The following is a 13,807-nucleotide window of genomic DNA, read 5'->3' on the forward strand; positions in this document are numbered from 1 at the left end:
ATGATTAATGAGAGTGTCCGTGCGAAGGTGCTTCAGATGACAAAGAAGCTAATTTTACCTGGTACGCATTGGTTGTAACCACATGCTCGCCTTCTTCCAGGCCGGAAGTCACTTCCACCCAGCCGCGGTTTCTAATGCCCGTGGTTATCGCTCTTTTTTCGAAGGATTCTCCGGCCACATGTACATACACCACAAAATTACCTTCCTCTTCAATAAGGGCTGATTCTGGAATCGCGATCACGTTTTCTTTTTGATCGGTGTCGATCTCTGCGGTCACAAAGAGTCCGCTGTGCAAACCTTCTGGATTATCAATTTCATAGATCAGCGAAAGTGTTCGTGTTTCAGGATCTACCTGTTTTCCGGCACTCAGCAAGCGTCCGTTCACCTCGTTCATTCCGTACATTCTCTCATTACCCTGCACGTAAAAAACAGCCGCGCCGGGATTTTGAATGGCTATTCGCTTAGCTGCGGGAACGTGAACACTCAACCACATTTTGCTCATATCGACGATTTTTAAGAGAGGCTCTCCGGCTTTCACCTGCTTTCCGGGTTGCACATAGGATTCCACTACGGTTCCGGATATCGGTGCTTTCATTTCAAAGCGATAAGAGGATTCTGAGTCGCCATAAGTATCTACCGTTGCAGTATCAATTTGAGCGATCTCGTTGATTGTCTGAAATTGCGTGAGCGCCTGACGGTATTCGATTCGTGCTCTTTCCAGTTCCACTTCTGGGATCGCTTCTTTCTCATATAATCGCTTTGACCGTTCCAGGTTCTTTTTGGCCAAAGACAATTGTGATTGTGCATTGATAAACTGCTGAGCATAGTTTTCTCCATCTGCAGATTGGATAGAAGGGTTCAGCTGCACCAATGATGTACCTTTTCGCACGTTCTGACCTTCAACTGGAAGGTTTTCATTGGCACTACTCAGGATGATCCCAGAAAAGGGCGCCGAGACAACCACTTCTCTGCTTTGAACCGGTTTGAGCTCCCCGTGTGCGTCCACCGTTTCAGAAAGTGTATGTCGACTTACTTTCTGCGTAGCAAAAGGGATCTTCCACTGCTGCTCTTTCAAAAAGGAAATCAGATTTGGGTCTTCTTCCTCGTGAGTAGCCGGAACGTCTCCTGCGGATGCATAAACAGGAATACCATTTACCTGTAGGGTATCATCTACCATTCCCTGGATGATAATAGTTAAGTCATATCGTCCTGCTCGCTCAAAAATAACATCCGGTCCGTAGATGCCCGGAATTTGCACTTCCGTTTCGGTTAGGGAACCTTCGTTACCCCGCTCAGAACTAAACACAAACTGTACTTCTGATTCAGAAATAGGCTGGAAATCTGAAAGCCGGGTCAGGTGAACGGCGAAGGTGGCTTCCTGACCTACAATAAGTTCAGGATATTCCATGAACAGTTCGGTTTTATTGGTCCATTGGGTAATTACCCCGGCTCCTTCCAACTGGGCATCTTCCGCATGACTATGGGCATCTTCTCCATCATGGGAATGGCTATCATCTTCCGGTTCTTGCTGGGCAGTTTGCTCGTGGGTATGGTCACCATCTTCACCATGACTGTGGCTTTCATCACCGCTTCCGCCGCACCCCATCATCGCCAGAGAGGTACCTAAAATTATGGTTAGTATAAGCTGTTTCATTGCTTTAAAATTTATTCGTGATAAGTGGTTTGTTCATGGAATTAGTGACTGTGCTCTTCATCCCCGTGAGAATGGGTATCCTCTTCATGAGTATGATCCCCATCTTCCCCATGGCTATGGTCTCCTTCTTCATCGTGGGCATGAGTTGAGTCCTCTTCTGTTGCTTGGTCACCGCCTCCTATTCGAACGGCATCACTATCACCGGAGGTGGATGATTGAGCCGGAGTTTCATGGGTGTGATCGCCGTCTTCTCCATGGCTATGCGTTTCTTTTTCTGAGCCGCATCCGGCGATGATAAATGCAAGACTTACAAATAGTGCTGTGAATAGATTTTTCATGGTTCTGAAGTTTTTTGAGTTGATAATATTTTTCCTGAAGTGATGGTATCGAGTGTAAATAGGGCTTGCTGGTAATCAGCTGTGATGCGATGCTGAAGACTACGACCATCGACGTAAGCCTTGGTGGCATCCAGCAGTTCGATCAGCGAATAACGTCCTTCCTGATAAGCTGACCGTGATGTTTCCAACATTTCCGCAGAAAGTGGATTTTGTTGCATCTCTTGCCACTGCGCATACAAATTTTGAACACGATGGTAAGCTACATCCACCTGATTACGAATGGTTCGCCTTTGGAGCTGCATCGATGTTTCCACGCTTCGATGTTTGGCTTCTGCCATGGTGATGCTTCCACTGTTTCGGTTGAAAATGGGCAGCTGTATGCCCCCGCCAATTACAAAACCTTCCGAGCCGTCCGACTGATTTTTATATCCGAAATTCACCTTTAAGTCCGGCAGGCGTTCTCGTTTTTCGACTTTGTAATTTAATCCAGCAGCTTCTGCTTCCAGCTCCATGGCTTCAAGATCAGCGCGGTGGGTCAAGGCATAGTCTTGAAGCGTTTCTGAATCTTCCATGATCGGCTCAACCGGTAAATCAGCTTCTACCTGAAATTTAAAACCGGTTTCTTCGGATGAAGTGATCATGGCCGCCAATTGGTTGCCAGCCTGCATCATTTCCAGTTCTACATTATTTCGCTCTCGCAGGTACCGGTTCTTTTCAACGGTAAAACGCTGCACCTGAAGTCCCGATTCCGTGCCTTCCGTTTGGCGTGCTTTAGATGATGCCAACACATGATTAATAACCGCAAGTGCCTGTTCGTACACTTCCAGTTTATGCTGTAAATACCAGTATCCAGCATACAGCGATTTTACCTGCTGAATGAGCACTGAGCGATCATACTCATAGCTTAATTCTGCAGCCTCACTACTTTTGGTCGCGCTTTTATTTCGAAGGAAGGGTTGCCCCAGCAGTTCAATCGGCTGCGAAATCTGATAGGTCGTTTCATCATAATCGAGCGTGCCGGCATTGAGCTGCTCGCTGAAGATGCTCACCTCGGGATTCATGTACGATTTATACTGTTGAGCCGCTCCCTGTTTTCGAAGCTTATCAAGCTCTGCCAGCTCTTGCTGGAGGCTGTATTGTTTAAATCGCTCAACAACGTCCTCTAAGGAAAGAGTCTGAGTTTGGGCGTGAACCTGAAACGGTATCCACAGGAATACCAAGAACAAGATCCACCACTTGGATGAATTCATAAATAGGATGTATTAATGGTTATTGAATGCTATTGAGATAGCGGATTAGAGATGCTATCTGGCAAAGGGATAGATTTATCCCAGGGGTGGGCCGCGAAGAGAGTAAGAAGAAAATGGGGTGGATTGGTTAAGATGATCCGGCGGAGGCAGATCTAAATAAAGCAGGACCGGAGATTGTAAAGTTCTTTGGCTGCTTAAAACATCAGGGGCAGAAAAAGGGTCCGGATTAGTGTCAGCCTTACTTGTAGTCTTTTGAGTTAGTGTTCCCGTTAGGTCAACGCTAGCCGTTGGATGCTGGTGGGCATCCTTATCATCAAACTCTTCCGCGTGACTATGATTTTGTGTCTGATCTTCCGAATGGGTGTGCACAAAGGCATGGACATCACCGTGTTCAAACATATGATCAAATATAGCATGTACATGGACGCCATTTCCAAAAAATACGCACAACACGCTGGCTACTATCAGTAGCCTGGCCGTTTGTTTGAACACTATTTTTCGGGTTAACTCAATCATTGGTTTAAAATAGGTGCTGACAGGCTAAAACCAAAAGCCTTTATAACAGATGATTTGCATGGCTTTTTTGTTTCTAACTACCTCATCATAGAAAGCTGCCATAAATCAGTATTATTAATTTTTAAAAGAGGTTGAATAGCCAGCTTTCCGGTTTTTCCGATCTGACCATCAAGATACTCCAGCTCTTTAAACTGTGCTTCAATAGCCGGGTCAGGTGGAAGCTCAAGTCCTGTTTCTTTCATGATTAAGATCCCCTTTGCTTTGACCGACAGCTCGAGATAGATCCTCAGGTAGCAAATGATATCACCCACCACAAGTGGAGGGAATTTATCCTGAATGGATTTAATGTAAGCTCCCATTTTAGTCTTTGATATATCCCCTGCTTTCAGGATTTGCAGCAGCTCCATATCACTGTCCAGGCCGGTACCCAACCAATTTCGAGTATTCTCCTCGCTTCGTTTAAAAATTCCATAAAACACGGGCGGCAGTAAGAATACAATCAAAAGTGTTGAGGTTGTGGGCGGGAGTATGAACATATTGAACAGAGCGTGTATTAGAATCGCAGCACCCAGTCCGGGAATAAATGCTGCAAAAGCCGGCCACTCTTTTCTGTCCGAGAAATCTTTGCTGATTATCGCCGCGATAGCCGTTGTGCCTCCGTGCATAATGGCCGTTCCAAAACCTCTCACGAACCATGTTATGAGTCCGGCATCCGTAAGCACGCTCAGGTAGTATAGGTTTTCGACAATAGCGAAGCCTGCCCCAACAGCAAAACCCATGATAGCTGAGTCAATCATGAAGCCGACTTTATTGGCTCTGATCAAATAAACCACAAACAGGATTTTCAGGATCTCTTCACTCACCGGAGCTATAAATCGAGAGAAAGAGCTTCGTGTGATGCCGGAAAACTCCATAATTTGTGTATTCACAAGAATAGCTGCCCCGGCCACAGCAAAGCCAATCAAAATGGTGTAGACTACTTCTCTTTTCTTAACAAGCTGGAAGCTGTCAAACATCCACATTCCAAATAGAAATACTACAATGGGTAAAAAGGCAATGCCAAATTCTAGAACCGTTGTTATCATGAGAATGTACTACCTATAAACTAACCTTCGCATTACTTCTGCCACCCATCTTACTTCCTACCGCATGAGTCTTAGTGAAACCATCAATTCATCACTTCTTTGTCCGGTAATATCATTCCATGCAGAGGCGTATCCAAATGACAAGTTAGATTCTAATATCGAGATTACCGAAAGCCTGAAATCCAACTGTGCCCCGGCATTGTAATATCGCTGCTTAAACTGATCGTCATCGATGTTTGTCAACAAGCCGGAGGTAAAGAGGTTGAGCTGAGCCCAATTTGCATATAAGTTCATAAAGCCGGCTCTTTTGAATCGTATAGGAGGCAAGGACCACTCTACCATCATTTTACCAAAATTTGTCCCGCCGACCTCATTAAGTTCTGCTCCCGGAAACGAAAGGTACTCCCGATATCTTTTGCTTGGCTGATAGTCAATCCAGTTATTGCCAAATCCACCAAAATAGAAATTCCCAAGGGGTTCTCTTCGGGGAGAAAATGAGACACCCGCAGATGACCTTAACCAAATAGATGAGTGACGAATGGGAAGAGCAATTCCATAATCCAGATTTTGGCTTACTCTCGGAAAAAGTGTGCCTTCTACATAATTATTTGAACTTAGCAGCTCCCATTTCCAGCCTTTTTCATAATCAACCGCACCCAAAGAGTTGAGCAGTGCTTGATAGGATAATCTTCCCGAAACCGACACAAATTCTTCAAATGAAGTAATGATATTCTGGAAGCTTGGAAGGCGCTCCATGCCCCCATAATAAGCGCCGGTCAGGTTTAAACTCAAAGACCGGTCTATATTATCAATGAGCTGAAAAGATCTTCCCAAGCCTAGTGAGTATCCCTTCCTCGATTGTTTGGTTGGGCCAAATAAATCATAAAAATCTGCCCCATTATAGTTTCCAAAATACCTCCATTGTGAAGTTTCGTATAGAAATGAGGCATGAAATTCTTCGTCACCCGCCAGGCTTGAATAGGGCGAGTATGAAAAGGACACTCCCAGATTATGAAAGCGAAGAGGATCATTAAAATTAAACCGGACTCCGCCGGCTACGTAATCTTTATATCCCTGAATAATCGGATATGCTGAAGTGAGCGCAAGATTACCCATTGGAGTGTAAGCAGACTGACCCGTTTTCAGTTTCTCAACATCCATCGTTTCTGGTGAAGGAGGTGGCAACATCCAGTCTATTACCATGGGGTGATTCTCAACAATTTCCTGCCCTAAAAACTGAATAGCACTTACGTTTTCAACCGGTTCATTCTTGATCAATACCGGAAGGAATCCTGTTCCGGTGTATTCAAATGCCATCAAGGTATCTTCGCTTATGGGAAGAGGCTTAAAGTACCCGGTCTCTACATTGGTCAACCACTTCATTTCATCTTTTTCGATATCATATCGGGTAATATTTGAAACTCCGCTATAGTAGGTTGAGCCAAACAGGAACTTCCCGTCTTTAGAAAAATTGAAGCTTGCCGGGGAGCTCACGTCAAAATCGAAAACCTCTGTTGGCTCGTACTTCTCTTCTAAGAGAGTTTCAGTACTTAGCATCACCAATTTTTGCAGACCTTGCACATCTCCTACAGCTGCACTTAGTGTTTTTCCATCCGGTGAAATATCAATATCAAAAATATCCTCCCCATAAGGCATTGAATAAACCCTGTTCCAGTCCGTGTATGGGTAGGGCATTCTAACCAGAGACACAATCCCGTTTAGGTGCCTGATGCCCCATAAAGATTCATCATTAGGATTAAAGACCAAGTCCCCCGCCCTTAGATCTTTGATTAATAACTTAGGCTTCTTCGTATCGATATTTACTGAGTATAAATCACGCCATCCGTTATTGTCGTTTGTATAGAATATAGTACCGGTTTCACTGTCAAAAGCCAGTGAGCTTACAAAATACAGCGCTGATCCTTTGATGTCTGTCACCCGCTCCATCTCACCGGTATCGGGATCAAGCAAAGCGATATGAGCTATATTCCCAGGCAGATCTACAGCAAGTATAATCTTGTCTCGCTTCTCGTCGTAAATTGCCGTTGATACTCCCCCCAGCGGACTTTCAGACAACACCTCTCTTTCAGTTATCGGGTTTTTACGGATTCTTTCGAGGTTATCTTTTTGCCACTGTTTTTCCCAGTCTGTCCACTCAGACCAGCCATCATCCAAAGACTTTCCATAGACCTGCTTAAACTGTGCAGCATAAAACCTTTTACTTTCATCATCTCGTGATACCCATTCCAATAAAGATTCCGGGCCATAGGTATTTGATAGGTAAGCCATGAAGCGGGTTCCATACATGTAGGAGTTTGACCCTACCTGAAAATCTGTGGTTGTCCCTTCTGATTCCAACCCAACGGCATCATACATATAAGCCGAATCTCTAACCATGGTTCGGAACATCATTTCGTCGTAAGCCCCAAAAACGCGGCCAATTCCGCCAGACATCCATGTGGTCATATATTCCGCTATACCTTCATGATACCATCGAGGTGAAAATATTCTTGGCGCAGTGAGATAGCCATAAAGCATAGAAACGGGATCTTGTTTATCCGGAAATACTTTGCCACTGAATACTTTTCTGTAAAACCGGTCAGAACTTGATGATTTTTCCTGGGCAATGATATGTACCAACTCATGCTTCATCAAAACACCGATGCGCTCGTTTGCAGGGTTGGTTTCGTACGCATAATGAAACGGTGCGATACCCATCAAAATCACATTATTGGGAACAGCCGAAGCTCCCCCTTGTGCAAAATCCCCAAAATCCGACATGATAACCGTAACGGGTTCTGTGATTTCGTACTGAAATTTTTCTTTGTGAAAATTCAACGCATTCGTGTAGCTGCGAATAGTATGGTTTAGCAGATACTCGTGACCAAAGTTGTAATAGACGAGATTAAGGTCTTCTGTTTTTACGGTTTTAAACTGAGCAATTACTGAAATTTGAAACCCTAAAAGAATACACCCACTAATCAAAAACCTTTTAAATAACCCCAAAATACACTCCGTTAAGTGATCAATTATTTTGCACCCTTTTGCCCCGAATAATTGAATTCTTTATTTAAAACCTATTTACGCAACTAAACTAAAAAAAACAAAAGAATGCCCCTCTTTAAAAAGGAACATTCTTTCTCTTGTTACTTGCCGTATGTAAAACAAGCTACTTAATCGTACCCCTCAAACCCCTACTTACTAAAACTGGTTGAAGTCTGGGCTTGAAATCATTCTATGAAAGTTAGGATTGGCCATCAAACGACTGAAGTTTGGACTGGACATTAGCTGGTTGAAGTTCGGGCTTGCCATCAGTCTACTAAAGCTTGGGTTGGCCATTAGTTGGTTAAAATTAGGACTGGCCATCAACATGCTGAAATTCGGGCTTGCTACCAGCTGATTGAACTCAGGACTTGCTGCTAATCGGCTAAAGTCTGGACTAGCCATTAGTCTCCCAAAGCTTGGGCTTGCTAACAATCGGCTGAAGTCTGGACTGGCCATCAATCGGCTAAAGCTTGGGCTCGACATTAAACGGCTGAAGCTCGGGCTTGCAATCAAGCGGCTAAAGTTTGGGCTAGCCATCAATCGGCTAAACTCAGGACTTGCAGAAAGACGGCTGAAGTCTGGACTCGCTGTTAACCGGCTGAAACTAGGGCTTGCCATCAACTGACTGAAACTAGGACTTGAAAGCAGTCTGTTGAAATCCGGATTTGCCATTAAGCGGCTAAATGTTGGATTTGCCATTAGATTGCTAAACTCAGGGCTGTCCATCAAGCGGCTGAACTCAGGGCTTGCGGATAGGCGACTGAAGTCAGGGCTCGCTGTTAATCGGTTAAAATCAGGATTTGCCATTAAGCGGCTGAAGTTTGGACTTGCAACAAGGCGACTAAAATCCGGTGATGCTAATAGCTGGCTAAAGTCAGGACTGGCCATCAATGAATTGAATGATGGGTTAGCTGAAAGCCTGTTGAAATCAGGACTTGCTGTAAGCAATTTGAACTCTGGTGAAGACATCAGCTCACTAAATTCCGGTGAAGCTGCAAGACGGCTAAAGTCTGGGCTAGCTGTTAAAGCATTAAATTCCGGGCTGGATACTAACTGATTAAAATTTGGACTCGCCATCAATCGGCTGAAAGAAGGATCAGACATCAGCTGTGCAAAATCCGGACTACCGATCAATTGGTTGAAATCTGGACTAGCAAAAAGTTGATTGAAATCTGGGCTTGCCATCAGGCTAACAAAAGATTCGTTTTGGGAAAGAGTCTTCAACTCTCCAGATTCAACAAGATCTATAAAAACGTCGCTTTGAAGCACTTGCTGAAACCCTTCGTCTTCCAGAGAAATATCGGCATGTGTTATTTGAGTGCCACGATATCTTTCAGCTCTTTCAATACCATCGCCGGGTCCCCCGATAGTTCCGCTTACATCACTCATATTTGGTTGTGGGAAGTCCGGCGTAATAAATACGACCAGAAGAGTCACCGCCGCACCTACTAAAGCGGCTGCAATATTTTGACCTGAAAAGAAACTGCCAGATCCCTCAGTTGGTTTATGGATTTTGTTACTCATGGTTTGTACCTCGTTTAATTGTGATTCAACTATTAATTCTTTGTTTACTTCTTCTAAAATTCTCGGAGGAGTTTCAACGGCCAAACCCAAGGCCTTTATCTGATTGGTGATATGAATCAGGTCGTCATATAGAGCTTTTGCCTCTTCATTATTTTTAATAAGCTCTTTCGCTTTCTGGCTTTGAGCAGGAGTATTTTCCCCGTCAACTTCTGCCTGTATTAGATTTATGAGTTCCTGTTTCATTACATATATTTGTTAAAAATTCTCCGTGCTACTATAATTACACAGGAGTAATAAAAAAGTTGGTGAGAAATATTAATTAATTCTTTTTACTGACTTTGAAGTAATAACCTTCTAATCGATTTGCTGCTTTCAATATCCTATAAGAGTATCTCTGAGCTGCATCCTCGCTGTATAAAGACGGGATTTCACCGTTTTTTCTTCTATGTTTAAAACGGTTGCAATTTCCTGGTAACTCAGCTCTTCGAAATGCCTTAACTGAATTATTACCCTATAGTCTACGGAAAGGTCTCCAATGGCTTTTGCCAATGATGTGCTTTCTTCTTTTTTAAGCATCATCAAATATGGGTTATTCCCATCTGAGTGATGCAATCTTAATTTAGTGTGGCTCTTTTTGTCCCGAACATAATTCAATGCTTCATTCACCATTATTCTATATAACCAACTATAGAACTTATAGGCTTGGTTGTAGGTATCAAGTTTTCTCCAGCACTTAATGAATCCTGCCTGAGTTACATCTTTTGCAGCATCTTTGTTTTTGACTATCCCCAAAGCGGTCCGGTACATTTTCAGCTCATACCGCTTCACCAACACATCAAATGCGCTGTTGTCACCCCTCAAGCTCATTTCTATGAGCCTATTGTCCTCCGCTTCAGTCATATTTAGTATTTATTTCTACCCAAAAACCATAAAAAAGAGAAAAGCCTACCCCGTTCTAAAAAGCTTTCCTTTATAAAATATCAGTCAACAAACTCAAAAATTTGATCTAACCTGGTGTATTTAAAAACATCCTTTAGGTGTTTGTTTAGATTTTTCAATCTAAGAGACTGCCCATTTTCATTCAGTCTATGATATGTTTTCACCAGTACCCCAAGCCCCATGCTTGAAATATAATTTAGTGATTCCATATCAATAGTCAATGTTTGGTTATGCTTTTCCAGTTTTTCAGAAGCAACCCCTTCCTGGCTCGCATCAAATTCCCCGATAAACTTTAATTCATTTTCATTCACTTCTTCTATAGTCAGCATATCCTAGATCTGTTTTGTCATTGTGATGGTTGAAATCCCATTACAATGGTTAAATTTAATTTCGTCCATTAGCTCTTTAACAAGGTGGATACCCAAGCCCCCAAATTTCTTTTCCTCAAAATACTGGTCAAAATCTACTTCTTTTATCTTTGTAAGATCAAAAGGCACTTCTTCAGAGTCTATAAGGCTTATATTAATTTTGTCCCCTTTTCTTTCCACATTCATTTTAATATCACCCTCGGCATCTGAGTTATGCCTTACCATATTCATAAAAAGCTCTTCAACAGAAAGCTGCATTTCCATTTGTACTCCTTCCTCAACTTCAAATTCATTCCAATTTCCCTTCAAAAAACTAAAGATACTTTGGAGCTCATTGATGTGACGTTTAAATACTTTCTGACTTTTCATGAAAGCAGCTAAAAATTAATTACACCCGTAAACCAAAATCTATTCAGCTAATTATATATAAAAATATTCGATCAAATGTCTGTTTAATTAGCTCTTTAAAATTACATTAGCTCAACAAACTTAAATCACCCTTACTAAAACCCTAAATTTAAGGTCTTAATAAGGGTGATTTGATTTAGTTAACACAGAAACTTCAACTGTGACGAGTCACTATATCTATTCCCCACCAAAGTTATAGCGGAAGTTCAGACGAAAAGCCCTGCTTGACCAGCTATATTGACTGTTTCTATAGTAGTTGGGCTCAATAATTTCCCTGTCACTGTTTCTGGAATTGAAAAGGTCGCGAACGTTTATGGATACATTAGCCTTGCCATCTAGCAACTCTTTTGATAATCCAGTTCCAACGAATGATCGCCCTGCTCTACGACCCTGAGTGGTGTTCTGAGCTCCCCTGAAAGAAATGTAGGACTGAAAATTCCAACTATCCAAGAACTGCCATCTGACTCGAATCCGACTGCTAAAAGTCTCTGTTTCACTGGTGTATAAAACGCCCTGAAACTGCCCTTCACGATTCGACTGATATATATTCAGGCTTCCGGAAAGCTGAAGTCCGTCAAACAGTTCCTGGTCTGCAGAAAATTCAACGCCCCAAGCGTCTTCAGAAGCAAGATTAATCGGTTGTTCAATATTTACGGACTGACCTCCGATAATCTCCGTCGTTTCTATATCCTCAATAACCTGCGTTCGGTACCTGTAGTATAGGCTTGTAAGAACCGAGCCTGTTTCCCAATATCTTAGGTACCCAAGTTCAAAGGAGTTCCCAAATTCCGGCTTTAGATCTGGGTTACCAATTTCGCGGTTTCTTTCATTTTCGATTTCGGTAAATGGCAGCAGCTGTCCTGACCATGGGCGAGATATGCGCCGGCTGTAACTTGCCTGCAAAGAATTCAGCTCGTTAATGGTGTAAGACAAGAATACACTCGGGAAAAAGTCGGTATAGGACTGTGAACTTGTGGTTCCCGATTGATCCAATTCGGACTCAATATTGGTGTTTTCAGCTCTTATGCCCAACTGATAGGTAAATGGCTTCAGCTCGCCGTTAAAGATTGCGTAGGCAGCATTTACATTCTCTAGGTAGATGAAATTATCCGCGGCGCCTATGTTTTCGGGAGTGCGCACCCAGTTTCCATTTTGAAATTCCTCCACGGTATAATCATTATCCTGCCAGTCGTAGTTGAACCGTAGACCAGCCTCCATTTTTGCCGATTCTCCAAGCGGTTGTTCATAATCAATGTCCAAGCGTGCTTCCCGATAAATTTCACCCGCATTTGTGCGCTGCCTGACTTCATTCCCTGTTCCTTGTTCTACAAACTGTTCAAAGTTCGTTCTGCCATCTTCTTCACCAAACTCATAGTCAAAATCGGCTACCAGCTTATGGTCATTGTTTTCCTTGAATGTTTTCTCATATTGGGCACGTACATCAAAATCACTTTCTCTTTGCTCTTCCAACACATCCCGAGTAGTCCGCTGAACAACACCCCAGTTGTCAAATACATCTCGATAGACCTCATCATTTGTAGGATCATAATCCGTATAGTTTAGATTCCTGTCCTCAGTTTGGTCTTCGAGGTTTATTCGGGTTGATAGAGTTAACAACTGATCAGCGGGTAAATAGATGTCTGCACCAAAGTTGATGTTCGCCTCTTTTTCGGTCTCGTCAGTATCTATCAATTCTTGATACGCATATGTGGTATCTCCACTAAAGCTTTGAAACGTACTGCCTGATTCAGGCTCACTTTCGTATTCAACCTGAGTATTTAAGAACCAGTTTACCTTGCTACGCTGATAATTAAGGTTGGCTCCTAACCCATAATCCTGTGGATATCCTGCATTACCTCTCACACTACCGTTGAAACCCAACTCTGCGTCATCAACCAAAATAATATCGATAATTCCCCCGGTACCATCGGCAGAATAGCGAGCTGATGGATTGGTAATAATTTTAACTTCTTCAATCATACTCGAAGGAATGCTGCTAAGCGCGTCCGTTCCATTTCTTACCAAATTAGAAGGTCTGCCATTGATCAAAATTTGAACACCCTGATTTCCCCTCAAGCTTACGTTTCCCTCAAAGTCTGTGGTAATAGAGGGGACATTATCCAAGACATCTAGAGCAGAACCTCCAAGGCTGGTTACATCATCCTGAACGTTGAAACTTCGGCTATCAAAATTCATTTCCATATAAGAACGCTGACCTTCAACAACGACTTCATCAAGCTCACTTTGCTCGGCTGCCAACTCTATTGTTCCTAAATCAAGAGGCTGGCCGGGTTCAACTTCAATTTCAGACTTATAGCTATTGTAAGCCAGAAAGGAAACTTCAATTACATACTGTCCGGGTTCCATTTCTACAGTGAAATTTCCATCTGGATTACTGACAACTCCCGTTAAAATATTTTCTTCAGCCTCATCATATATAGCCACTGAAGCATTTGCGAGAACCTCTCCCTCTGTATCCTGAACCATTCCCGTAATTGGAACCTTTTCAGTAGTGCTCTGTCCAAAAGCGGTTGTACTTCCTGATAAAAAAAGGATGGCGATTAACGCTTTATAAATAATATTTTTCATGATTCTTTGATGTACTTCTGTTGAATAGTCGGTCTCTTCAATGAAAATTACCGCACAATCATGCCCGAAATTTGTACCAATTCTGAAGCAA

11 protein-coding genes are annotated in these 13,807 nt (G+C 42.8%); all 11 read right to left on the reverse strand.

Annotation, left to right across the window (positions count from 1 at the left end; genetic code table 11):
• Nucleotides 1-4: 4 nt before the first annotated feature.
• Nucleotides 5-1,654 carry a hypothetical protein gene (locus tag CL667_09625; GenBank protein MAL17959.1) on the reverse strand — a complete coding sequence of 550 codons (1,650 nt, stop codon included), beginning with the start codon at nt 1,652-1,654 and terminating at the stop codon, nt 5-7.
• Between the two features lie 41 nt (nt 1,655-1,695).
• Nucleotides 1,696-1,992: a hypothetical protein gene (locus CL667_09630; GenBank protein ID MAL17960.1), complete on the reverse strand. Its 297-nt coding sequence runs from the start codon at nt 1,990-1,992 to the stop codon at nt 1,696-1,698.
• Complete coding sequence (locus tag CL667_09635) at nt 1,989-3,242, reverse strand: hypothetical protein (protein MAL17961.1); 1,254 nt, start codon at nt 3,240-3,242, stop codon at nt 1,989-1,991. The genes CL667_09630 and CL667_09635 overlap by 4 nt, the downstream gene beginning before the upstream one ends.
• 75 nt (nt 3,243-3,317) lie before the next feature.
• A complete protein-coding gene (locus CL667_09640; GenBank protein MAL17962.1) occupies nt 3,318-3,758 on the reverse strand; it encodes a hypothetical protein in 441 nt (146 codons plus the stop codon).
• Nucleotides 3,759-3,835: 77 nt separating this feature from the next.
• Nucleotides 3,836-4,843: a hypothetical protein gene (locus tag CL667_09645; GenBank protein ID MAL17963.1), complete on the reverse strand. Its 1,008-nt coding sequence runs from the start codon at nt 4,841-4,843 to the stop codon at nt 3,836-3,838.
• 57 nt (nt 4,844-4,900) lie between these two features.
• Nucleotides 4,901-7,849 carry a hypothetical protein gene (locus tag CL667_09650; GenBank protein ID MAL17964.1) on the reverse strand — a complete coding sequence of 983 codons (2,949 nt, stop codon included), beginning with the start codon at nt 7,847-7,849 and terminating at the stop codon, nt 4,901-4,903.
• A 195-nt stretch (nt 7,850-8,044) separates the two neighbouring features.
• Complete coding sequence (locus CL667_09655; protein ID MAL17965.1) at nt 8,045-9,655, reverse strand: hypothetical protein; 1,611 nt, start codon at nt 9,653-9,655, stop codon at nt 8,045-8,047.
• 129 nt (nt 9,656-9,784) lie between these two features.
• Nucleotides 9,785-10,312, reverse strand: a complete 528-nt coding sequence (locus CL667_09660) for a hypothetical protein (GenBank protein ID MAL17966.1) — start codon at nt 10,310-10,312, stop codon at nt 9,785-9,787.
• 80 nt (nt 10,313-10,392) lie between these two features.
• Entirely contained in the window at nt 10,393-10,680 is a 288-nt protein-coding gene (locus CL667_09665; protein MAL17967.1) for a hypothetical protein, read from the reverse strand.
• Nucleotides 10,681-10,683: 3 nt separating this feature from the next.
• Nucleotides 10,684-11,088, reverse strand: coding sequence for a hypothetical protein (locus tag CL667_09670; GenBank protein ID MAL17968.1), 405 nt, complete (start codon nt 11,086-11,088; stop codon nt 10,684-10,686).
• 216 nt (nt 11,089-11,304) lie between these two features.
• Nucleotides 11,305-13,716, reverse strand: a complete 2,412-nt coding sequence (locus tag CL667_09675) for a hypothetical protein (protein MAL17969.1) — start codon at nt 13,714-13,716, stop codon at nt 11,305-11,307.
• Nucleotides 13,717-13,807: the final 91 nt, after the last annotated feature.

It is taken from the genome of Balneola sp., from assembly GCA_002694685.1.
Lineage (GTDB): Bacteria > Bacteroidota > Rhodothermia > Balneolales > Balneolaceae > Gracilimonas.